We start from the raw sequence: 21,040 nt of genomic DNA on the forward strand, positions 1-21,040 counted from the left end.
GCGCCGACACCGGGCAGGCACGGGAGGTGCTCAGGTCGGGCGCCGCTCCAGGCGGACGACCACGGACTTCGAGGTCGGGGTGCCGCTCACGGCGGCGGTCGAGTCGAGCGGCACCAGCACGTTCGTCTCCGGGTAGTACGCGGCGGCGTTTCCGCGCGGCGTCGAGTACGGCACGATCCGGAACGCCTCGGCACGGCGCTCCTCGACGTCTCCGTCGGGACGGACCCACTCCGAGACGAGGTCGACGACCTCGCCCTCGGCGAAGCCGGCCGCACGGACGTCCTCCGGGTTCACGAGCACGACGCGCCGCCCGCCGTGGATGCCGCGATACCGGTCGTCCTTCCCGTAGATCGTGGTGTTGTACTGGTCGTGCGACCGCAGGGTCTGCAGCAGCAGTCGCCCCTCCGGGATGACGGGGTATTCCAGCGGGTTGGCGGTGAACTGCGCCCGGCCATCGGAGGTGGCGAACCGGCGCGCGTCGCGCGGCCCGTTCGGCAGGAGCAGCGTGCCGCCCTTGTCGATGCGCCGCTCGTAGTCGTCGAACCCGGGCACGACGCGCTCGATGTGCCCGCGGATCAGCGCGTAGTCGTTCTCCAGCGCAGCCCAGTCCGCGTGCGGCACGTTCGCCCGCTCGGCCCCGTCGAACAGCAGAGCGCACAGGCGCGCGACGATCGCGACCTCGCTGAGGAGGTCGTCGGCCGGCGGGGCGAGGCGCCCGCGCGAGGAGTGCACGGCACCCATGGAGTCCTCGACCGACACCCGCTGCTCGGCGCCCCCGCGACGGTCGCGGTCGGTGCGTCCCAGCGTCGGGAGGATGATCGCCCGGCGACCGGTCACCACGTGCGAGCGGCTGAGCTTGGTCGACACCTGCACGGTGAGCCCGACGCGCGCCATGCCCTCCTCCACGACGGCGGTGTCCGGCGTCGCGCTGACGAAGTTGCCGCCCATCGCGAGGAACACGCGGGCGCGGCCGTCGCGCATCGCGCGGATCGCCTCCACCGTGTCGTGGCCGTGCGCACGGGGCGCGGTGAAGGAGAACTCGCGGTCGAGGGCGGCGAGGAACGACTCGGACGGCTTCTCGTAGATGCCCATCGTGCGATCGCCCTGCACGTTGGAGTGCCCCCGCACCGGGCACACCCCGGCGCCCGGCCGGCCGATGTTGCCCTGCAGGAGCAGGACGTTGACGACGTCGCGCAGCATCGGGACGGAGTGCCGGTGCTGCGTGAGCCCCATCGCCCAGCACACGATCGTGGCACTCGACGCGCGCACCCGCTCCGCGACGCGTCGCAGCTCTTCTTCGGGGATGCCGGTGGCTTCGACCAGCTCCGTCCACTCGACCTCGCGCATCGCCGCGGCGTAAGCATCGAACCCGCTCGTGTGCGCGTCGACGAACGCGCGGTCGACCACACCGCCGTCGCGGTCCTCGGCCTCGAGCAGATGCTTGCCGATCGCCTGGAACAGCGCCTGATCGCCGCCCAGGCGGATCTGCACGAACTCGTCGGCCAGCGCCGTGCCGCCCAGGATCACCCCGCGCGGGGTCTGCGGGTTCTCGAACCTCAGCAGGCCCGCCTCGGGCAGCGGGTTGACCGCGACGATGGTCGCGCCCCGCTGCTTGGCCTTCTCCAGGGCGCTGAGCATGCGCGGATGGTTGGTGCCCGGGTTCTGCCCGGCGACGATCAGGAGGTCGGCTCGGTGGACGTCCTCGATCGACACCGTGCCCTTGCCGATCCCGAGCGTCTCGGTGAGGGCCGACCCGGACGACTCGTGGCACATGTTCGAGCAGTCCGGCAGGTTGTTCGTGCCGAGGCCGCGCACGAGCAGTTGATAGAGGAAGGCCGCCTCGTTGGAGGTGCGGCCCGACGTGTAGAAGATCGCCTCGTCGGGGTCGTCGAGCTCGCGCAGGGCCTCCGCGATCTCCCGCAGCGCGGCGTCCCACGAGATCGGCCGGTAGTGCGTGGCGCCCTCGTCGAGGATCATCGGGTGCGTGAGCCTGCCCTGCTGGCCGAGCCACCAGTCGTCGTGCCCGCGCAGCTCGTCGACCGAGTACGCGGCGAAGAACTCGGGAGTGACCCGGCGCAGCGTGGCCTCCTCGGCGACCGCCTTCGCCCCGTTCTCGCAGAACTCGGCGATGTGCCGCTTGTCCTCCTCCGGCCACGCGCAGCCGGGGCAGTCGAAGCCGTCCTTCTGATTGACCCGCAGGAGCGTGCGGATGCTGCGGGTCACGCCCATCTGCTCGTTCGCGATCTCCAGCGCATGGAGCACGGCGGGAACGCCGACGGCGACCTTCTTGGGCGCCGTGACCCGCACGCGCGACTCGTCGATGTCGGCGGTCGGGGGCTTGCTCGCCATGGCGTCTCCCTGGTCGGCTGGTCACGCAGGATCGGTCCCATGCTACGACCGTGGTCGCAGCGGGCGGGCTCCGGCGTCCCCCCGCGCGCCCGGGTCTGTCGTGGGGCAGTGCTAGCGTGACGAGAACAACCCGCCGCGCCGGCGCGCGCACTGCACCCCTGGAGCCGACATGGAGCTGCTCGACCCGCTGCTGCTGGCACGATGGCAGTTCGGCCTGACGACGCTGTATCACTTCATCTTCGTGCCGCTGACCCTCGGCATGAGCGTCTTCGTCGCCATCTTCCAGACCGTGTGGCACCGCACGGGCGATGTGCGGTGGCTGCACCTGACCCGCTTCTTCGGCAAGATCTTCCTCATCAACTTCGCGATGGGCGTGGTCACCGGCATCGTGCAGGAGTTCCAGTTCGGCATGAACTGGTCGTCGTACTCCCGCTTCGTGGGCGACGTGTTCGGTGCGCCGCTCGCGTTCGAAGGGCTCATGGCCTTCTTCTTCGAGGCCACGTTCATCGGACTGTGGATCTTCGGGTGGGATCGCCTGCCGCGCGGCATCCACCTGGCGAGCATCTGGATCACCGCTGCGGGCACCTGGATGTCGGCGTACTTCATCCTGGCCGCCAACGGGTTCATGCAGAACCCGGTCGGCTACCAGATGGCCGCCGACGGCAGTCGCGCCGAAATGGTCGATTTCGGCGCTCTGCTGGTCAACCCGGTCGCCCTCACCCAGTTCCCGCACACGATCTTCGCCGCCGGCATGTTCTCCGCCGGCGTCATGATCGCCGCCTGCGCGTGGCTCATGCGCACCGAGCACAAGGAGACGGTGCGCCCCGCACTGCGGTTCGGCCTGTGGGCGATGGTCGTCTCGTTCGCCGGCGTCGCGCTGTCGGGCGACCAGCTGGGCTTGGTCATGGTCGAGACGCAGCCCATGAAGATGGCCGCCGCAGAGGCGATGTTCGACTCGGCGTGCGGGGCGGATGCCTCGTTCTCGATCTTCTCGATCGGAACCCCCGACGGGACCGCCGAGATCTGGTCGCTACGCGTGCCGTACGTTCTCGCATTCCTCTCCACGCATACGTTCGACGGCTGCGTCGAGGGCATCAACGACCTCAACCTCCACTACGCGCAGGAGCTGTTCCCGCAGTTCGCCGACCAGGTCGACGGCAACTTCGCGCCCATCCTGTGGGTCACCTACTGGTCGTTCCGCTGGATGATGGGCTTCGGCGGCGCCGCCGCGCTGGTCGCCGTGGCGGGCCTCTGGGTCACCCGCAAGAGCGCGAAGCGGCCGGTCGCCCCGTGGATGTGGACGATCGCGATCCTGCAGGCGCCGTTGGGTCTGCTCGGCATCCTGGTCGGCTGGATCTTCACCGAGATGGGCCGTCAGCCCTGGATCGTGTTCAGCCTCATGCTCACCCAGGACGGCGTCTCGGAGAGCGTACCGGGCTGGAACGTGCTGGTCTCGCTCATCGCGTTCACGCTGCTGTACGCGGCGCTCGCGGTCGTCGAGTTCGGCCTCATCTTCAAGACCGTGCGCAGGGGCCCCGACCGCCTGCCCAGACCCGGCGAACCCGATCCGTCCGCGCTCCCGGTTCAAGACACCCCGACGACGGTCTACTGAGGAGGACGGCCATGGAACTCGCACAGCTCTGGTTCTTCATCGTCGGCGTCCTGTTCGTCGGCTACTTCGTCCTGGACGGCTTCGACTTCGGCGTCGGGATGTCACTGCCGTTCCTCGGCAAGGACGACGTCTCGCGACGGCAGATCATCAACACCATCGGCCCGGTGTGGGACCTCAACGAGACGTGGGTCATCGTCGCGGGCGCGTGCCTGTTCGCCGCGTTCCCGGAGTGGTACGCGACGATGTTCAGCGGCTTCTACCTCGCGCTCCTGCTGATCCTGCTCGCCCTGATCATGCGCGGCGTCTCGTTCGAGTACCGGCACCAGCGCGACGACCCGCGCTGGAAGGCGCGCTTCGACCGCATGATCGTGATCGGCTCGGCCGCTCCGGCACTGCTGTGGGGCGTCGCGGTCGGCAACATCGTGCAAGGCGTGCCGATCGACGCGGACCACGAGTTCACCGGGTCGCTCCTGACTCTCCTGAACCCGTACGGGCTGTGGGTGGGCGTCACGACGCTGCTGCTGTTCTTCCTGCACGGCGTGTACTTCGTGGGGCTGAAGACCGACGGACAGGTGCGCGAGGACGCGCACGCGCTGGCTCTCAAGGCCGCCATCCCGACAGTCCTGTTCGCGGCGGGAACCGTCGCCTGGACGATCATGCTCGCGGTCGGGCGCGAGGCGCCGCTGCTGTGGGCGGTCATCGCGTGCGGCGCCGTGGCCGCCGTCATGCTCGTCAACTCGATCGTCTTCGCCCGGATGCGCAAGGACGGCTTGGCGTTCGCGATGGGGGCGGTCACGATCGTCTTCGCCGTGCTGATGCTGTGGCTCGCGCTGTTCCCCTATGTCATGCCGTCGTCGACGGATCCGGCAGGCAGCCTCACGATCGAGAACGCGTCGAGCACCGAGTACACGCTCACGATCATGAGCTGGGCGGCGGTCATCTTCCTGCCCCTCGTCCTGCTGTACCAGGGCTGGACGTACTGGGTGTTCCGCAAGCGTGTCACTCGCGCACGCATCGAGAAGGCAGCCGCCACCGCGCACTGAGCCACGGCATCCATCCCCGGATCCCCGAAGGAGAGTCCATATCCGAGCCCGTCGTGGTCACCGCGATCTTCGCGCCGAATGAGGGCTCTCGCGACGCCGTGCTCGACGGGCTGCGCGTGCCGATCCGGGCGGCGCGCGAGTACGGCAGGATCGAAGGATGGCGCGACGCAGGACGACGGATGCCGGTCGCCGCCCCGGCGCGTCCACCCGGGGTCGCGACGGCACCGACCCCGGCCCGGCCCCGCGCGCCGCGCCCGTGGACCCGCGGCTCCTGCGCTACGCGACGGCCTCGCGCGGGTTCTTCGCCGTGGCCGCCGCCATCGTGCTCGCCCAGTCGGCCGTCATCGTGGGGTTCGCGTGGCTGGTGACCCGCGCGCTCGTCGGCGCGATCGACGGTGAGCCTCTGGACCGGCTCTGGCCCCTGCTCGCGGGGGCCGCGGGACTGCTGCTCGCGCGCGGAGCGCTCGTCGTGGCATCCGAGACCAACGCCGCCCGCGGCGCTGCGCACGTCTCGCTGCAGCTGCGCGCGCGGCTCGTCGAGGCGATCGGGACCCTCGGCCCGGACTGGATCGGCCGCCGCAACGCCGCCGCGCTCGCCGTCACCGCCGGTCACGGGCTCGAATCCCTCGACGCCTACTTCGGCCGCTACCTGCCGCAGCTGGTCGCGACGATCTTCACGACCCCCGTCGTGCTGATCGCGATCTGGGTGGCCGACCCGATCTCCGGCCTCACGGTGCTCGTGACCCTCCCGCTCATCCCGCTGTTCATGGTGCTGATCGGACTTGCGACCCGCACGGTGCAGCGGCGCCAGTTCGACACGCTCCGCCGGCTCGCGGCGCGCTTCGCCGACACCGTCGGAGGCCTCGGCACGCTCAAGGTCTTCGGCCGGCAGCATCGCGCGGCCGACTCGATCGAGACGGTCACACGCGACTACGCACGCGAGACGATGACGGTGCTCCGGGTGTCGTTCCTGTCCGGCTTCGCGCTGGAGTTCCTCGCCTCGCTGTCGGTCGCACTCGTCGCCGTGACGATCGGACTGCGCCTGCTCGAGGGCGAGCTGTCGCTCCTGATCGGCCTGTTCGTGCTGCTGCTCGCGCCGGAGGCGTACCTGCCGATCCGCCAGGTCGGCGTGCAGTTCCACGCCGCTGCCGAGGGCGTCGCCGCCACAGACGACCTGTTCGCGGTGCTCGACGAGGCGAGTGCACGTGATCCGGCGCCCACGCCACTCTCCGCGAAACCTCCCGTCTGCAACGATTTCCGCTCGGAAACGTTGCAGACGGGAGGTTTCGCGCGTCGGGAACGGGATGCCGACCGTCGACCGGACGGGATGCGCGCCGCCACGGGGCTCATCGTCGACGGGGTCCGCGTCCGCCGCGGCGACGCGCTCCTGCCGCCGGTGAGCCTCACCGTCGCGCCTGGCGAGCTGGTGCTCGTGGAGGGGCCGAGCGGGACCGGCAAGTCGAGCGTCGTCGCGGCGATCCTGGGCTTCGCCGAGCACGAGGGTCGTGTGAGCGTCGACGGCGACTCGGATGCTGCGGCCCGCCGCCGCCGCATCGCCTGGACCGGCCAGCGCCCCGGCCTCGTCGCCGGCACGATCGCCGACAACGTCGCGCTCGGCGACGGCGTCCCCGACCCCGTCCGCGTCGCCGATGCACTGCGTCGCGCGCAGGCCGGCGGCCTCGACCCCGCCCACGTCCTCGGCGCGGCCGGGGCCGGCCTCTCCGGCGGTCAGGCGCAGCGGGTCGCCGTTGCGCGGGCGCTGTACCGCCTCGACGTGCTGTCCGAACGCGCCGGCGCCCCCGGCATCCTGATCCTGGACGAGCCGTCCAGCGCGCTGGATGCCGAGACCGAGGCCGCCCTGTGGCGTCAGCTGCGCGCCGTCGCCGACGGCGGGGCCGGGGCCCTCCTCATCTCGCACCGCACCTCGGCGCGAGAGGTCGCCGACCGCATCGTGCGCCTGAAGCCGGCGGAGGTTCGCGGATGACCGACGCGCGCGGCATCCTGCGCGCCGCCCAGCCTCCGGCGCGACGCTTCGCACCCGCGGTCCTCGCCGGCCTCGGCACCGCGCTCAGCGCCATCGCGCTTCTCGCGGCGAGCGCGTGGCTCATCGCGCGGGCGGCCGAGCAGCCGGCGCTGATGTACCTGTCCGCGGTCATCGTCGTGGCGCGCGCGTGCGCGCTCAGCCGCGGCGTCTTCCGCTACCTGGAGCGGCTCGCCGGTCACCAGGCGGCCCTCGCCCAGCTCGCCGCCGTGCGCGCGGCGCTCGTGCGCCGGATCGTGCCGCTGGCCCCCGACGGCATCGGCCACGCCCGACGCGGCGACATGCTCTCCAGCCTCGTCGACGACGTGGAGGAGCTGCAGCACCTGCCGCTGCGGGTCGTTCAGCCCCTCGTGGCGGCGGCCCTGGCTGCCGCGGCGAGCGTCGTGTTCGTGTGGCTCCTCTCCCCCGTCGCAGGAGCGGTCACCCTCGCGTGTCTGGTCGCGGCCTTCGCCGCCGCCGTGCGGCTCGGCTGGGCCGTGGGAGCGCGCGCCGAGCGCGCGCTCGCCCCGCTCCGGGCCCGCGTCGCCGATGCCCTCCTCGACCAGTTCGTCGCGCTCGACGTGCTCACCGCCTACGGCGCGCTGCCGCAGTCGGTCCGCCGCGTACACGAGGCCGATGCGGCCCTGCGAGCAGCGACAGTCCGGCGCGCGTCGGCCCAGGGGCTGACCGCGGGCACCGTCTCGCTCCTGGCCGGCCTCGCCTCGCTGGGCGTCCTGGTCGCCGCCGCGCCGCACGTGGGCCAGGGCGGGTTCACCGGGCCGGCGCTGGCCGTCGTCGTGCTCCTCCCCATGGCGGTGTTCGAGATCTTCGGCCCGGTGCCGCTCGCCCTCGCCTCGTGGCGGCAGGTGCGCTCGGCCGCCGCGCGCATCGCCGAGGCGGTGCCGGATGCGGTGCCCGACGGCATCCCGCACCACGAGCCGGCGCCCACCGGCACGGCTTCCGCGGTGGGCGACGGAATCGTGCTGACGGATGCCGCCGCGCACTGGCCCGGCACCGATCGGGGCGTGCGCGGGGTCGACCTCGCGATCGCACCCGGCGAGCGCGTGCTCGTGATCGGCCCGAGCGGGGCGGGCAAGACGAGCCTGGCGCACCTGCTCGTACGCTTCCTCGACTACACCGGCTCGTACACGCTGGGCGGCGTCGAGGCGCGTACCCTCTCGGGAGACGACCTGCGCCGCACGGTCGGCCTGTGCGAGCAGTCGCCGTATCTGTTCGACGAGTCGGTGCGGCAGAACCTGCTGTTCGCGCGGGAGGATGCCACCGACGCCGACCTGCACGCCGTGCTCGACCGCGTCGGCCTCGGACCCTGGCTGACCGCGCGCGGCGGGCTCGACGCGCGCGTCGGCGACCGGGGATCGCTGGTGTCGGGTGGTCAGGCGCAGCGCCTCGCGCTGGCGCGGGCGCTCCTGGCCGACTTCCCGGTGCTCGTGCTCGACGAGCCCACCGCGGGGGTCGACCCCGCGGCATCCGACGCCCTGCTGGCGGAGCTGCTCGGAGCTGCCGGCGGCCGCACGGTCGTGCTGATCTCGCACGTCGAGGTGCCGCTGGGCCTCGTCGACCGCGTGGTGCGGATCGAGGACGGCGGTCTCGTCCCCTGACCCGCCGCCCCCGGCGGCCCGCCCTGTCGGACCGCACTTCGAGCTCATCGACCGGAATGGTGCCCGGACGAAGGCTGGATGCGCGGGCGCTGTGCCGTCGGCTTGGAAGTCGGAAGGCGCTTGCGCATGGCCATGAGAGCAGCAGCGCGCACGGCACGGTGCCGCGGGACTCGGTCGGTCTCAGACCGGCACGAACCGCACGTCGGCGGGGTCCGCCCGCAGCCGCACGACCGTCCCGGCGGCAAGGCCGAGGCCTGCGACGGTGTCAGCTGCGACGTCGACGGCGACGGCCGGCTCTACCGTGTGCACGCGTGCGCCGGAAGGCGTCTGCTCGAGCCGCGCGATCCGGGCGAGCCACGTGCCCGGGACCGGCTCGGTCGCCCCCGCGAGCCGGGTCGGGCCCGTCCACGACGGGTCCACCACGCCTTCCAGCCGTACGGCACCCGGCCGCACGAGCGCCGCGATCGGCCCACGGGGCGACGCGGCGGCGCGGGATGCCGCGTCCGCAGACTCCAGGACGACTCCACCCGAGCGCCACCTTCCGGCATCCGCGTCGCCGACGAGGCGGTTCACGCCCGCGACCGCCGCCGCGAACCGCGACCCAGGTGTCGAGAGCACCTCGCGCACCGCCCCCTCCTGGCTCACGCGCCCGTCCTCGACGATGACGAGGCGCCGTGCCAGGGATGCCGCGTCCACGGCGTCGTGCGTCACGACGAGCGTCGTCACCTGCGCGTGCAACAGCTGCTCGGCGACGAGCGCGCGGATCTCGCCCGCCGTCTCGGGGTCGAGCGCCGTGAGCGGCTCGTCGAGCAGCATGACGCGGGGAGAGGTCGCGAGCGCGCGGGCGAGCGCGACGCGCTGCTGCTGACCGCCGGACAGCTCGGCCGGACGCTGGGCGCCGAACCCGTCGAGTCCGACGCGGCCCAGCCAGTCGTCGGCCTCACGCCTCGCGTGGTCGCGATCCGCGCCGTGCGCGCGCAGTCCGAAGGCGACGTTGTCGCGCGCCGACATGTGCGGGAACAGGCGGGGCTCCTGCCCGAGCAGCACGATGCCACGCCGGTTCGGCGGAACGGGGCGGCGACCCGCGACATCCGTCCCGTCGATCCGGACGAATCCCTCGCGCAGCCGCGTCAGGCCCGCGATCGCTCCGAGCAGCGTCGACTTGCCCGCGCCGCTCGGCCCCATGATCGCGACCGTCTCGCCGCGCGCCGCCGACACGGCGACATCGAGCCGGAAGTCGCGCCGCGCGACGACGACGTGCGCGTCGAGCTCGCCCGCCGTCACCCGGGCGCTCCCGGGCGCCAGCCGCGCACGAGCAGCAGTGTCCCGACCGCCGTGACCAGCAGCAGGAGCGAGAGCGCCACGGCGGTGCCCTGCCCCACACCGGCACCGTTGAAGGCCGTGTAGATCGCGAGCGGCATCGTCTGCGTGACGCCCGGCGCGTTGCCGGCGAACAGTGCCGTCGCACCGAACTCGCCGACCGCGCGGGCGAAGCACAGCACGGTGCCGGCCACGAGCCCGGGCGCCGCCAGCGGCAGCGTGACCCGCGTCAGGATGGTCCACCGGCCCGCGCCGAGGGACGCCGCGGCCTGCTCGTACCCGACCCCGGTCGTGCGCAGCGCTCCCTCCAGGGCGAGCACGAGGAAGGGCAGCGCCACGAAGGTCTGGGCCACCACGACCGCCGCCGTCGTGAACGGGAGGCGGATGCCCCACCACTGGTCGACGAGCGACCCGACCGGACTCGTGCGTCCGAGCAGGAACAGCAGCGCGACGCCGCCGACCATCGGCGGCAGCACGAGCGGCACTGTCACGAAGGCCCGCAGCACGGCGCTCACACGAGGCCCGGAGCGCGCGATGAGGATCGCGAGCGGAATGCCGAGGACGAGGCACGCGGTCGTTGCGACGAGGCCGGTCGACAACGACAGCACGAGCGCGTCGATCGCCGCCGCCGCAGTGATGTCGGCCCACAGCGTCGACCACTCGACGCGCCCGACGAGCGCCGTCAGCGGCAGCACGAGGAACGCGAGACCCGCGAGGGCGGGCAGCAGCAGCCAGCGCGGCGAGTAGCCGCGCGACTCGTCGTGACCTGTCATGCTCTGGCTCTCACGGATCAGGGCGCACCGAACCCGTACGACGCGAGGATCTCCTGCCCCGCGGGGCTCAGTACGAACGCGACGAACGCGTCGGCCGCTTCGGGGTTGGGCGCGTCGTCGAGGGCGACGAGCGGATACCGGTTCACGACGTCGGCCGCTCCCTCCGGCACGAACGACTCGACGTCGTCCTTGCCGATGACGTCGGTCGCATATACGAGCCCGGCATCCGCCTCGTCGGCCTGCACCTTCGTGAGCACGGCCGTCACGTTCTGCTCGAGGCTCGCGGGCGTGACGGCGACGCCGGCGGCCTCGAGCAGGCGCTGGGATGCCGCGCCGCACGGCACCTCGGGGGCGCACAGCACGACTGTCGCACCGGCGAGGCCCTCGAGGTCGTCGATGCCTGCGGGGTTTCCCGCGGGCACCGCGACGACGAGCGTGTTGGTCGCGAACAACTCGGCGGCGGAGGCGAGGCCGGCATCCGTCACCTTCGTCATGTTGTTCTCGTCGGCTGAGGCGAAGACGTCGACCGCCGCCCCCTCGATGATCTGCGTCGCGAGCGTGCTCGACCCGTCGTAGCGGATCGGCTGCACGTCGACGTCGGGATGCTCGTCCTCGAACGCCGCCGCGATGTCGTCGAACGCCGCGGTCAGCGACGCCGCCGCGAAGATCACGAGGTCGCCTTCCAGCGCCGGCTCGGCCGACGCCGTGGCGGTCGGAGACGGGGATGCCGCGGGCTCGGCGCTCGCGCATCCGGCGAGGAGGACGACGGCAGCAGCCGCAGCGGCGGCGAGGACAGGTCGGCGCATTTTCAGCCTTTCGGGGTCTCGACGATGACGGTGGTGGCCTTCACGACGGCGACGGCGAGCGACCCGATCTCCAGGCCCAGTTCGCGCACGGCCTCCGCCGACATGAGGGATACGACGCGGTGCGGTCCCGCCTGGATGTCGACCTGCGCCATGACGCCGTCGGCCTGCACGCGCGTGACGATCCCGACGAACCGGTTGCGGGCGCTGGAGAGCACGTCGGCGGGATCGGGCGGCGTCGATGCGAGCTCGACGGCGCGCGCGGCCAGCGCTTCACCGGCGATCTCGACGGGCGATCCGTCGAGAGCGGGCAGCTGCCCGTGCTCGATCCAGCGGCGGACGGTGTCGTCGGAGACGCCGAGCAGCCGCGCGGCATCCGCTATGCGATAGCTGGTCATTGATCAACCGTAGCCGTCTTTTCACCGCGGATGCGGAGTCTTCATGCCATTAGCCACCGCTCTTGCGGCTCCCGACCTCACGTGGTCGGGCAGCGGGTAGCGTGAGGGGATGCCCCTCCCCCCGCTGGTCGAGCCTGTCGCCGCGCTCACCGACGCGGAGCGCGAGCGCACCGCACGGCACGCCGCGCTCGCGGGCTTCGGCGAGCTCGCGCAGCGCCGCCTCGCCGCCGCGCACGTCGCGGTCGTCGGAGCGGGCGGTCTCGGCTCCGCCGTCGTGCTCGCCCTCGCCGCGGCCGGCATCGGCACGCTCACCGTCATCGATGACGACGACGTCGACGCGTCCAATCTGCAGCGTCAGGTGATGCACCGCAGGTCGGACATCGGGTCGCCGAAGACCGACAGCGCCGCGCGGGTCGCCGCCGACCTCTCCGACACCGTCGTCGTCCCGGTCGCGCGACGACTCACGCGCGAGAACGCCGCCGAGCTGCTCTCGGGTGCCGACGTCGTGATCGACGGCTCCGACCTGTTCGCGACGCGCGCGGCGGTCGCCGCCGGTGCGGAGGCCCTCGGCATCCCGCTCGTGTGGGGCACTGTTCAGGAGTTCGACGCGCAGGTGACGGTGTTCTGGAACCGCCCGCCCGAAGGCGTCGCGCCGGTCGTGCTGGCCGACCTGTATCCGGCGGACACCGTCGGCGCCCTGCCGACGTGCGCCGAGGTCGGCGTGCTCGGCGCACTGTGCGTCCAGGTCGGCGGGATGCTCGCGCTCGAGGCGATCAAGCTCGTCGCCGGCGTCGGCGAGCCGCTGCTGGGCCGCATCATGCTGGTGAACGCCCTGCGCGGCCGGCAGACGGAGGTGACGCTGCGCTCCGCCGCTCGGATGCGGCATCCTGTGGGTATGACCGACGACCTCCCGCACGATGCCGCACCCGCCGCCCCCGCGCAGCTGACAGCCGCCGAGATGCTGGCAGCCCAGGATGCCGGCGCGACGCTCCTCGACGTGCGGGAGCCGTGGGAGACGGATCGGGGCATCGTCGCGGACTCGCTGCTGATCCCCCTCGGCACGCTGCTCGCGGACCCGGGCCAGGTCGATGCCGAGCGCGTCGTCGTCATCTGCGAGCACGGCCTCCGTGCCGCGCGCGCCGCGGAGGCGCTGGCGGCGTGCGGCGTCGCGGCCGATGTCCTCGCCGGCGGGCTCGCTGCCTGGCGAAACGGCGCCTGATGCAGCCCGGGCTGCGCAGCGTCGAGGAGCAGCTGGGGCGCGTGCTGTCGCACGCGCATCCGCTCGGCGTCGAGGAGGTCGAGCTCGCCGACGCGCACGGACGCACGCTGCGCGCCCCGCTGCGCGCACGAGTCGACATCCCCGTCTTCGACAACTCGGCGATGGACGGCTTCGCGGTCCGCTTCGACGACGTCGCGGATGCCGCGACCGACGCTCCCGTTCGCCTCCGCGTCGTCGCGGACCTTCCCGCGGGCAGCCCGCTCGACCCGCGCTTGGGCGCGGGCGAGGCCGTGCGGATCATGACGGGGTCGGTCGTGCCGTCGGGTGCCGATGCGATCGTCCCCTTCGAGGACACGCTCGGCGGGCTCGGCGACTCGCTCGGCGACATCGCCGTCACCGCGGCTCCCGCTCGGCGCGGTGCGCACATTCGGCGGCGCGGGGAGGATGTCCGCGCGGGCGACGAGGTGCTCGGAGCCGGAGCGGTGCTGGGTGCGCTGCAGCTGGCGGCGGCCGCAGCCGCCGGCATCCCGCGCGTCACCGTGTCCCGGCGCCCACGCGTGGCCATCGTCTCGACCGGCTCGGAGCTCGTCGAGCCGGGGCTGCCGCTGGAGCGCGGGCAGATCCCCGAGTCGAACAGTGTGCTGCTGGCCCGCCTCGCCGAGGAGGCCGGCGCCGACGTCGTCGTGCGGCGCAGCGTGCCCGACGACGGCGAGGGCCCCGTCCAGGCGGTCGCGGAGGCAGCCGCGCTCGGAGCGCACGTCGTCGTGTTCTCCGGCGGCGTGAGCGCCGGCGCGTACGAGGTCGTCAAGAACACTCTCGCCGGCGACATGGAGTTCGCCAGGATCGCGATGCAGCCCGGCAAGCCGCAGGGCTTCGGCGTCCGCGACGGGATGCTGCTGTTCGGGCTCCCGGGAAATCCGGTCAGCGCCGCCGTGTCGTTCGAGGTGTTCGTGCGGCCCGCGCTGCTCGCGCTGCACGGGCGGACCACGCTCACCCGACCCGTGCTGCGCCTTCCCGCGGCAGCGGCGTGGCGCACGCCACCGGGACGTCGACAGTACCTTCCCGCGGCGATCGACCGTTCCGACCCCGGCCGGTGGACCGTGGCGCCGGCGACCTCGGGCGGGTCGGCGTCGCACCTGGCCGGCGGACTTGCCAGCGCTGAGGCCTACGCCGTCGTCCCCGCCGAGGTGGCTGCGGTCGCCGTCGGCGAGCTCGTCGATGTCATGCTGATCTCATGAGTCCCGCAGACGCCGCGAGCAGCCCGGCCTCCGGCGAGCACGCCGGCACGCCCGCACCGCGCTTCACCCATCTCGACGACGCCGGCAACGCGCGCATGGTCGACGTCACGGCCAAGCGGCCCACCGTCCGCGCCGCGACCGCGCGCGGGTTCGTCCGCTGCTCTCCCGACGTCGTGGCGGCGCTCCGCGACGGCACGGTGCCGAAGGGCGACGTCCTCGCCGTCGCCCGGATCGCCGGCATCCAGGCCGCCAAGCGCGCGCCTGAACTGCTGCCGCTCGCGCACGTCATCGGCGTGCATGGCGCCGTCGTCGACCTCGCCGTCGGTGACGACGGGGTCGCGATCGAGGCGACCGTGCGCACCGCCGACCGCACCGGCGTCGAGATGGAGGCGCTCACCGCCGTCGCCGTGGCCGCGCTCACGATCGTCGACATGGTGAAGGGGCTCGACCGTGCGAGCGTGATCGAACACGTCCGCATCATCGCGAAGGAGGGCGGGCGCTCGGGATCGTGGATGCGCCCCGGCGAGCCGTGAACGCCTTCGGCGCCTCGCGCCCCGCGTCCCCCACGCTCGGCGCGATCCCGACACTCGGCGGATCCCCCACGCGCCCCGCGTCCCCCACGCTCGGCGCGATCCTCCTCGCGGGCGGGCGGGCGACGCGCCTCGACGGCGAGGTCAAGCCGCTTCTCGACGTGGGCGGACGCACCCTGCTTCAGCACGCCGTCGACGCCGCACGCGCCGCCGGCGCGCATCCGATCACTGTCGTCGCCCCCCGGCTCGTACCGGAGCTCGACGTCGAGTGGACGCGCGAAGACCCGCCCTTCGGCGGCCCCGCCGCGGCGATCGTCGCGGGCCTGGCCGCATGGGCGGCGCGCGGGCACGATCCTGACTGGATGCTTCTGCTCGCATGCGACCTCCCTCGTGCCTGCGCCGCCGCTGCGCGGTTGATGGAGGCCATCCTGCTCCTGCCCTCCGACACCGACGGCGTGTGCCTCGGCGACGCCTCATCGAGGCCGCAGTGGCTCACCGGCGCCTACCGCACGGCGGCACTGCGCAGGTCCGCGGCATCCCTCCCGCGCGGCGGCCGGGATGCGCCGATGCACGCCCTTCTCGACGATCTCGCGATCGCGGTGCTCGCCGCCCCCGACGACATCGTGCAGGATGTGGATACCTGGGACGACCTGGACCGCGCACGAGGAGAAGCACGATGAGCGACCGCACCCTTCCGCCCGAGGCACTCGACGACTGGGCCGCCGCACTGCAGGCCGAGCTCGGCCTCGCCGACCCGCTGCCGATCTCGCTCGTGCTCGACCTCGCGCGCGACGTCGCAGTCGGAGTCGCGCGGCCCGCCGCCCCGCTCAGCGCGTTCGCCGCGGGACTGGCCGCGGGCACCGCAGGCGGCACGCCCGAGCAGGTGCGCACCGCCGTTGCCGCCGTCACCCGCCTCGCCGATCAGTGGGAGGGCTGATGGCCCGCGTCCGCCTGTTCGCCGCCGCGGAGGACGCTGTCGGCGCCGACACGCTGACCCGCGACGAAACCACGCTCGGCGCCCTCCGGGCGGCGCTGACGGCGGAGTTCCCGGACCTGGACGGCCTCCTGCCCCGCTGCGCCGTGCTCGTCGGCGGTGCCCGCGTCGACGACGACACCCCGCTCGGCGTCGACGACGTCGTCGACGTGCTTCCCCCGTTCGCCGGCGGCTGATCCGCGCGCGACGCAGGCGGGCAGCAGCCCCGGCGGCTGTGCTCAGCCGCCCAGACCCTTCCAGCGGGTCGTGCCGTCGGTCTCGACCTGCCGCTTCCACACCGGCAGTTCGCGCTTGACGGCCTCGATGAGGTCGCGGCACACCTCGAACGCCTCGGCGCGGTGCGCCGAGGCCACGGCGATGACCACGGCGAGGTCGCCGACCTCCAACCGCCCGATCCGGTGGCTGACCGCGACGAGCGCGTCGGTCGTTCCCCGCGCCACCAGCGCGATGCGGCCGAGCACGGCCTCGGCATCCGGATGCGCGGAGTACTCCAGTGCGACGACGGGGGACGCGGCATCCGGATCGTGATCGCGCACACGACCGAGGAAGGTCACGACGGCGCCCGCACGCGGATCGTCGACGGCGTCGAGGTGGACGGCCACCTCGAGCGGTTCGTCGGCGATACGGGCGAGGCGGACGGCGTTCACGGGTGATCGCCGCCGGAGAGCTGGTCGATGACGTGCCAGGCGACGGAGAGGACGACCGGCATGCCGGATGCCACCGCGTGCGGCGAGCCGGCCAGGTTCACGATCAGGGCGCCTCCGGCGATCCCCGACAGGCCCCGCGAGAGCATACCCGCGGGTTTGGCGGCAGCGCCGATGCGACGAAGCTCCTCGGCGATCCCCGGCACCGCACGCTCGAGCACGCGTGCGGTGCCCTCCGGGGTCTCATCGCGCGGCGAAAGTCCCGTGCCGCCGGTCGTGACGACCAGTCGCGCTCCCGCGCCGATCGCCGCGCGGAGGGCCTGCTCGACGCTGTCGGCGCCGTCGGGCACCACCGTCGCCTCCCCGACGTCGAAGCCCGCCGCACGGAGCAGCTCGGCGGCCACGGGCCCGCTGGCATCCGCGCGCAGGCCCGCCGCGGACCGGTCGGAGACGGTGATCACCGCGGCGAGCATGCCCATCCTCCCAGCCTAGGACCCGGTGTCGATCCGCCCCCGCCCCCCACCCGGGCCCGCCCGCGAGTCACTGCCTCCCGTGCCGGGTCACTGCCTTACTCGCGAGTCACTGCCCTCCAGCGCAGTGAGTCGCGCCTGAAGCAGTGACTCGCGGGGCCAGGGGCGGGGCAGGCTGAGCGAAGAGCCCGCTCAGCGGCGGCCGGTGCCGAAGATGCCCCGGATCACCCCGGTCAGAATCGTCTGCGTCGACTTCGACCCGAGCACCTGCTCCAGCGGGCTCTTCTCGGCTCTGCGCGTGGTGCGCGTGCGGCTTCCGGCGGCCTTCAGGAGCCGGTCGTACTCCCGCTGCCGCTCGCGCGCCTCCTTGTCGGCCTGCTTCTGGATCGCCGCCTGCTGCTTGGCGTACTCGGCATCGGCCTTCGCCTTCGCAAGCGCCGTCTGCTCGGCCGCCTCCGCCTCGGCGGCGGCATTCATCTTGGCCGTGAGCACCTCGCGCGCCGACTCGCGGTCGATCGCGGTGCCGTACTTCGCGAGCAGGGGGGATGCCGCGACAACCGCATCGATGGCGGCATCCGGCGTCGGCGACATGAGCCCCTGCGGGGCGCGCAGGCGCGTCCAGGCGACCGGCGTCGGCGCACCCTTCTCGCTCATGACCGTGACGATCGCCTCACCGGTGCCGAGCTCCTGCAGCACGCGCTCGAGGTCGTAGCCCGATCTCGGGTAGGTGCCGACGGTGGCCCGCAGCGCCTTCGCGTCGTCGGGGGTGAAGGCGCGCAGGGCGTGCTGCACGCGCGAGCCGAGCTGCGCGAGCACGTCGGAGGGCAGGTCCTTGGGGGTCTGCGTCACGAAGAAGACACCGACGCCCTTCGAACGGATCAGCCGCACCGTCTGCACGATCGAGGCGAGGAAGTCCTTCGACGCGTCCTTGAAGAGCAGATGCGCCTCGTCGAAGAAGAACACGAGCTTCGGCTTGTCCGGGTCGCCGACCTCGGGGAGCAGCTCGAACAGCTCGGCCAGCAGATACATGAGGAACGTCGAGAACAGGGCCGGCTTGTCGGCGACGCCCGGCACCTCGAGGAGGTTGACGACGCCGCGCCCATCCGCGGCCGTGCGCAGGAAGTCCTTCACGTCGTACTCGGGCTCGCCGAAGAAGACGTCGGCACCGCCGTCGGCGAACGTGATGAGCTCGCGCAGGATGACCCCGGCGGTCGCGGGCGAGAGCCCGCCGAGGGTCTTCAGCTCGGCCTTGCCCTCGTCGCTGGTGAGATAAGTGAGCACGGCGCGCAGGTCGCTGAGGTCGACCAGGGCCAGACCGTGCTGATCGGCGTAGTGGAACACAAGGCCGAGGCTCGACTCCTGCGTCTCGTTCAGGCCCAGGACTTTACTCAGCAGCAGTGGCCCGAAGCCCGACACGGTCGCCCGCACCGGCACGCCCTTGCCGATGCCGCCGAGCGCGTAGTACTCGACGACGGATGCCGCGGGGCTCCAGTCCTGCCCGATCGCCTTCGTGCGCGCGAGCAGCTTGTCGCTCGGAGCTCCGGCGGTCGCCATGCCGGACAGGTCGCCCTTGATGTCGGCCGCGAACACCGGCACGCCCTTGGCTGCGAGCTGCTCGGCAAGACCCTGGAGCGTGCGCGTCTTGCCGGTGCCGGTCGCGCCGGCGACAAGCCCGTGGCGATTGATCATGCCGAGCGGGATGCGGATCTGCGCCTCGGCGACCGGGTCGCCGTTGACGAGGGCCCCCACGTCGAGCGTCTCGCCCTCGAAGGCGTAGCCCTTGACGATCGCCGCGACCGCCGCGTCATCGAGCGGCCCGGCCGCCTCGGCCGCCCCGCCCCCGCCCGCGTCCCCGCCCCCGACGCCCGAGGGTGCCACCTCCTCCGCCGAGGGTGCCACCTCCTCCGCCGAGGGTGCCACCTCCTCCCCCGAGGGTGCCACCTCCGGCACTCCGGCGGAGGCGCCGGCCGCGCGAGCCCTGGCATTCTCGGCCTCGGCAGCCGCGAGCGCGGCACGGGCCTGCGCCGCTTTCAGCTGCGCCTCGGCCGCCTCGGCCTCGGCTCTCAGCCGCGCGAGATCGGCTTCGGCGGCGGCGACGGCGGGGTCTTCGGCGGCACTCATGCCGTCAGCCTAGCGAGCCAGGGCTGCGCGCTCACGGCCGAGAGGACCGGCCAGCGCGACGGCGACCAGAAGCGCGGCACCTGCCCCGATCAACGCCCCGCCAACCGTATCGCTGAGCCAGTGCGCATGCAGAATCGTCCGGCTGAGGCCCATCGCGATCATCCACGCGGCTCCGGCGACGGCGACCCAGACCCGGGGGAACAGCACGAACAGCACCACGGCGATCGTCGCCGCGTTCGCCGTGTGTCCCGAGGGGAACGAGCCGTAGTCGGAGACGACGAGCATGTCCTCGGGCCGCGCCCGCCCGAAGGCGTGCTTGGCGAACTGCACGATCACGGCACTCAGCATGGAGGCCAGTAGGAAGCACGCACCGCCCCAGGTTCGGCGCACCATGATCAAGGCCAGCGTGGCTCCGATCGGAACAGCGTAGACGCCCAGCCACCCGCCGCCGAGGAGGTTCATGGCGAGCGCTAGAGTCACGAGCGGCTCCGGCGCGCCGACGGCGACCCCGTTCCACCATCGATCGACAGCGGGCGGGGCTCCCGCGGCGACCACCCATGCCCCGATGCCGGCCGCTGCACCGACCAACAGCAGCCCGGCGACCAGCCCCGCGATGCGAAGCGTGACCGGTGCGATCCTCCGGTTGCGGTCCATCTCCCCATTCTGCCCGGCCGGCTCGCCCCCTTCGCGTCCCGTTCACAGGGCGAAGTGGCACCTACGGGCCCCCGACGGCACCGAAAGCGCGATTCGCCCTGTACGCGGCACGGCCACCGGCCGATCCTGTCCGCGGCGCCCCGCCGGGGACGACGAAGACCTCCGGGCCCAGGGCCCGGAGGTCTTCGTACAGCGAGGTCGGGCGGCGCGGCCGCCCCGACTCACTTGAGGGTGACGGTCGCGCCGGCCTCTTCGAGCGCGGCCTTGGCCTTCTCGGCGTCGTCCTTGTTCGCGCCCTCCAGCACGGGGGCGGGGGCGCCGTCGACGACGGCCTTGGCCTCGCCGAGGCCGAGCGAGGTGAGCTCGCGGACGGCCTTGATGACCTGGATCTTCTTGTCGCCGGCGGCCTCGAGGATGACGTCGAACGAGTCCTTCTCCTCGACCTCCTCGACCGGGGCGGCGCCACCGGGCGCGGCGGCGGCCACGGCGACCGGGGCGGCGGCGGTGACGTCGAAGACCTCTTCGAACTGCTTGACGAACTCGCTGAGCTCGATGAGCGACAGCTCCTTGAAGGCGTCGATCAGCTCGTCGGTGGTGAGCTTTGCCATGATTTCTCCTTGTTGTGGTTACTCAGCCGGGCCGATCAGGCCGCGGACTCCTGCTTCTCGCGCAGCGCGTCGACCGTGCGGACGGCCTTCGACAGCGGTGCGTTGAAGACGTACGCCGCCTTCGTCAGCGAGGCCTTGAGGGCACCGGCGACCTTCGCCAGCAGCACCTCACGGCTCTCGAGATCGGCGAGCTTGTTCACCTCGTCCGCGGTCAGGGGGGCACCGTCGAAGTAGCCGCCCTTGATCACGAGAAGAGGGTGAGCCTTGGCGAAGGCACGCAGGCCCTTCGCGACGGCGACCGGGTCGCCGTGCACGAAGGCGATGGCGGACGGACCCTTCAGTCCGTCGTCCAGCGCCGAGATCCCCGCGTTGTTCGCGGCGATCTTGGTCAGCGTGTTCTTCACCACGGCGTATTCCGCGTCCTGACGGATGCTGCCGCGAAGCTCCCTGAGCTGCGCGACCGTCAGACCGCGGTACTCGGTCAGCAGGACGGCGTTCGAGCTCTCGAAGTTCTTCGTGAGCTCGGCGACCGTCGCTTCCTTGTGCGCCATGGCCACTCCTTGTGTCTACGAGGCGCTCCACGGTGGTGGGGCGCCGGCCTCAGACCTCACCGCAAAGAAAAAGC

At 72.7% G+C, this 21,040-nt stretch carries 21 protein-coding genes; 10 read left to right on the forward strand and 11 right to left on the reverse strand.

The features are described from left to right. Window positions 1-30: 30 nt before the first annotated feature. Complete coding sequence (locus QM641_RS04955; protein WP_415114044.1) at window positions 31-2,349, reverse strand: FdhF/YdeP family oxidoreductase; 2,319 nt, start codon at window positions 2,347-2,349, stop codon at window positions 31-33. A 169-nt stretch (window positions 2,350-2,518) separates the two neighbouring features. On the opposite strand from QM641_RS04955, the gene QM641_RS04960 reads away from it, so the two are divergent. The 4 genes from QM641_RS04960 (at window position 2,519) to cydC (ending at window position 8,643) form a co-directional block, all read left to right on the forward strand. After that, on the forward strand, window positions 2,519-3,961 hold the full coding sequence (locus tag QM641_RS04960) for a cytochrome ubiquinol oxidase subunit I (protein ID WP_415114046.1): 1,443 nt from the start codon (window positions 2,519-2,521) through the stop codon (window positions 3,959-3,961). Between the two features lie 11 nt (window positions 3,962-3,972). Beyond that, a complete protein-coding gene (cydB, locus tag QM641_RS04965) occupies window positions 3,973-5,004 on the forward strand; it encodes a cytochrome d ubiquinol oxidase subunit II (RefSeq protein WP_415114048.1) in 1,032 nt (343 codons plus the stop codon). Window positions 5,005-5,161: 157 nt separating this feature from the next. Next, window positions 5,162-6,988 carry a thiol reductant ABC exporter subunit CydD gene (gene cydD, locus QM641_RS04970; RefSeq protein ID WP_415114050.1) on the forward strand — a complete coding sequence of 609 codons (1,827 nt, stop codon included), beginning with the start codon at window positions 5,162-5,164 and terminating at the stop codon, window positions 6,986-6,988. Next, window positions 6,985-8,643: a thiol reductant ABC exporter subunit CydC gene (gene cydC / locus QM641_RS04975; RefSeq protein WP_415114052.1), complete on the forward strand. Its 1,659-nt coding sequence runs from the start codon at window positions 6,985-6,987 to the stop codon at window positions 8,641-8,643. The genes cydD and cydC overlap by 4 nt, the downstream gene beginning before the upstream one ends. Window positions 8,644-8,823: 180 nt before the next feature. On the opposite strand, the gene QM641_RS04980 is transcribed toward cydC, so the two are convergent. Genes QM641_RS04980 through QM641_RS04995 form a run of 4 tightly spaced genes read right to left on the reverse strand, consistent with a single transcriptional unit; the run spans window position 8,824 to window position 11,937 of the window. Next, complete coding sequence (locus tag QM641_RS04980; protein ID WP_415114054.1) at window positions 8,824-9,927, reverse strand: ABC transporter ATP-binding protein; 1,104 nt, start codon at window positions 9,925-9,927, stop codon at window positions 8,824-8,826. Then, window positions 9,924-10,736: a molybdate ABC transporter permease subunit gene (gene modB, locus QM641_RS04985; protein WP_415114056.1), complete on the reverse strand. Its 813-nt coding sequence runs from the start codon at window positions 10,734-10,736 to the stop codon at window positions 9,924-9,926. The genes QM641_RS04980 and modB overlap by 4 nt, the downstream gene beginning before the upstream one ends. A 17-nt stretch (window positions 10,737-10,753) precedes the next feature. Continuing rightward, the gene (gene modA / locus QM641_RS04990; protein ID WP_415114058.1) at window positions 10,754-11,542 is read right to left on the reverse strand and encodes a molybdate ABC transporter substrate-binding protein; all 789 of its coding nucleotides are present in this window, start codon (window positions 11,540-11,542) and stop codon (window positions 10,754-10,756) included. Between the two features lie 2 nt (window positions 11,543-11,544). Further along, window positions 11,545-11,937, reverse strand: coding sequence for a TOBE domain-containing protein (locus QM641_RS04995; protein WP_415114060.1), 393 nt, complete (start codon window positions 11,935-11,937; stop codon window positions 11,545-11,547). 109 nt (window positions 11,938-12,046) lie between these two features. On the opposite strand from QM641_RS04995, the gene QM641_RS05000 reads away from it, so the two are divergent. Genes QM641_RS05000 through QM641_RS05025 form a run of 6 tightly spaced genes read left to right on the forward strand, consistent with a single transcriptional unit; the run spans window position 12,047 to window position 16,094 of the window. Beyond that, window positions 12,047-13,156 (forward strand): ThiF family adenylyltransferase, encoded by a 1,110-nt coding sequence (locus QM641_RS05000; protein WP_415114062.1) that lies wholly within the window; start codon window positions 12,047-12,049, stop codon window positions 13,154-13,156. Further along, the gene (gene glp, locus QM641_RS05005) at window positions 13,156-14,394 is read left to right on the forward strand and encodes a gephyrin-like molybdotransferase Glp (protein ID WP_415114064.1); all 1,239 of its coding nucleotides are present in this window, start codon (window positions 13,156-13,158) and stop codon (window positions 14,392-14,394) included. The genes QM641_RS05000 and glp overlap by 1 nt, the downstream gene beginning before the upstream one ends. Then, complete coding sequence (moaC, locus tag QM641_RS05010) at window positions 14,391-14,927, forward strand: cyclic pyranopterin monophosphate synthase MoaC (protein WP_415114066.1); 537 nt, start codon at window positions 14,391-14,393, stop codon at window positions 14,925-14,927. Before glp ends, moaC begins: the two co-directional genes overlap by 4 nt. Then, on the forward strand, window positions 14,924-15,604 hold the full coding sequence (locus QM641_RS05015) for a molybdenum cofactor guanylyltransferase (protein ID WP_415114068.1): 681 nt from the start codon (window positions 14,924-14,926) through the stop codon (window positions 15,602-15,604). Before moaC ends, QM641_RS05015 begins: the two co-directional genes overlap by 4 nt. Further along, window positions 15,601-15,861, forward strand: coding sequence for a DUF6457 domain-containing protein (locus tag QM641_RS05020; protein ID WP_415114070.1), 261 nt, complete (start codon window positions 15,601-15,603; stop codon window positions 15,859-15,861). Before QM641_RS05015 ends, QM641_RS05020 begins: the two co-directional genes overlap by 4 nt. Continuing rightward, the gene (locus QM641_RS05025; RefSeq protein WP_415114072.1) at window positions 15,861-16,094 is read left to right on the forward strand and encodes a MoaD/ThiS family protein; all 234 of its coding nucleotides are present in this window, start codon (window positions 15,861-15,863) and stop codon (window positions 16,092-16,094) included. Before QM641_RS05020 ends, QM641_RS05025 begins: the two co-directional genes overlap by 1 nt. Before the next feature lie 42 nt (window positions 16,095-16,136). Here QM641_RS05025 and QM641_RS05030 read toward each other — a convergent pair whose 3' ends face one another. From QM641_RS05030 to rplJ, 6 genes are all read right to left on the reverse strand, one after another. Next, entirely contained in the window at window positions 16,137-16,565 is a 429-nt protein-coding gene (locus QM641_RS05030; RefSeq protein WP_415114074.1) for a molybdenum cofactor biosynthesis protein MoaE, read from the reverse strand. Beyond that, window positions 16,562-17,041, reverse strand: coding sequence for a MogA/MoaB family molybdenum cofactor biosynthesis protein (locus QM641_RS05035; protein WP_415114076.1), 480 nt, complete (start codon window positions 17,039-17,041; stop codon window positions 16,562-16,564). The genes QM641_RS05030 and QM641_RS05035 overlap by 4 nt, the downstream gene beginning before the upstream one ends. A gap of 183 nt (window positions 17,042-17,224) precedes the next feature. Next, entirely contained in the window at window positions 17,225-19,153 is a 1,929-nt protein-coding gene (locus QM641_RS05040; RefSeq protein ID WP_415114078.1) for a helicase HerA-like domain-containing protein, read from the reverse strand. A 9-nt stretch (window positions 19,154-19,162) separates the two neighbouring features. Then, window positions 19,163-19,807 carry a phosphatase PAP2 family protein gene (locus tag QM641_RS05045; protein ID WP_415114080.1) on the reverse strand — a complete coding sequence of 215 codons (645 nt, stop codon included), beginning with the start codon at window positions 19,805-19,807 and terminating at the stop codon, window positions 19,163-19,165. Between the two features lie 221 nt (window positions 19,808-20,028). Then, window positions 20,029-20,415: a 50S ribosomal protein L7/L12 gene (gene rplL / locus QM641_RS05050; protein WP_415114082.1), complete on the reverse strand. Its 387-nt coding sequence runs from the start codon at window positions 20,413-20,415 to the stop codon at window positions 20,029-20,031. Window positions 20,416-20,450: 35 nt separating this feature from the next. Next, complete coding sequence (gene rplJ, locus QM641_RS05055; RefSeq protein WP_415114084.1) at window positions 20,451-20,966, reverse strand: 50S ribosomal protein L10; 516 nt, start codon at window positions 20,964-20,966, stop codon at window positions 20,451-20,453. Window positions 20,967-21,040: the final 74 nt, after the last annotated feature.

Source organism: Microbacterium sp., from assembly GCF_047605725.1.
GTDB lineage: Bacteria > Actinomycetota > Actinomycetes > Actinomycetales > Microbacteriaceae > Microbacterium.

Coding starts and splice junctions, on each gene's coding strand:
- modB (WP_415114056.1), bottom strand. CDS start 10,736: ATGACAGGTCACGACGAGTCGCGCGGCTACTCGCCGCGCTGGCTGCTG.
- cydC (WP_415114052.1), top strand. CDS start 6,985: ATGACCGACGCGCGCGGCATCCTGCGCGCCGCCCAGCCTCCGGCGCGA.
- cydD (WP_415114050.1), top strand. CDS start 5,162: ATGGCGCGACGCAGGACGACGGATGCCGGTCGCCGCCCCGGCGCGTCC.
- QM641_RS05035 (WP_415114076.1), bottom strand. CDS start 17,041: ATGGGCATGCTCGCCGCGGTGATCACCGTCTCCGACCGGTCCGCGGCG.
- QM641_RS05020 (WP_415114070.1), top strand. CDS start 15,601: ATGAGCGACCGCACCCTTCCGCCCGAGGCACTCGACGACTGGGCCGCC.
- rplJ (WP_415114084.1), bottom strand. CDS start 20,966: ATGGCGCACAAGGAAGCGACGGTCGCCGAGCTCACGAAGAACTTCGAG.
- cydB (WP_415114048.1), top strand. CDS start 3,973: ATGGAACTCGCACAGCTCTGGTTCTTCATCGTCGGCGTCCTGTTCGTC.
- modA (WP_415114058.1), bottom strand. CDS start 11,542: ATGCGCCGACCTGTCCTCGCCGCCGCTGCGGCTGCTGCCGTCGTCCTC.
- QM641_RS05000 (WP_415114062.1), top strand. CDS start 12,047: ATGCCCCTCCCCCCGCTGGTCGAGCCTGTCGCCGCGCTCACCGACGCG.
- QM641_RS04960 (WP_415114046.1), top strand. CDS start 2,519: ATGGAGCTGCTCGACCCGCTGCTGCTGGCACGATGGCAGTTCGGCCTG.
- moaC (WP_415114066.1), top strand. CDS start 14,391: ATGAGTCCCGCAGACGCCGCGAGCAGCCCGGCCTCCGGCGAGCACGCC.
- QM641_RS05045 (WP_415114080.1), bottom strand. CDS start 19,807: ATGGACCGCAACCGGAGGATCGCACCGGTCACGCTTCGCATCGCGGGG.
- QM641_RS04955 (WP_415114044.1), bottom strand. CDS start 2,349: ATGGCGAGCAAGCCCCCGACCGCCGACATCGACGAGTCGCGCGTGCGG.
- rplL (WP_415114082.1), bottom strand. CDS start 20,415: ATGGCAAAGCTCACCACCGACGAGCTGATCGACGCCTTCAAGGAGCTG.
- QM641_RS04995 (WP_415114060.1), bottom strand. CDS start 11,937: ATGACCAGCTATCGCATAGCGGATGCCGCGCGGCTGCTCGGCGTCTCC.
- glp (WP_415114064.1), top strand. CDS start 13,156: ATGCAGCCCGGGCTGCGCAGCGTCGAGGAGCAGCTGGGGCGCGTGCTG.
- QM641_RS05025 (WP_415114072.1), top strand. CDS start 15,861: ATGGCCCGCGTCCGCCTGTTCGCCGCCGCGGAGGACGCTGTCGGCGCC.
- QM641_RS05040 (WP_415114078.1), bottom strand. CDS start 19,153: ATGAGTGCCGCCGAAGACCCCGCCGTCGCCGCCGCCGAAGCCGATCTC.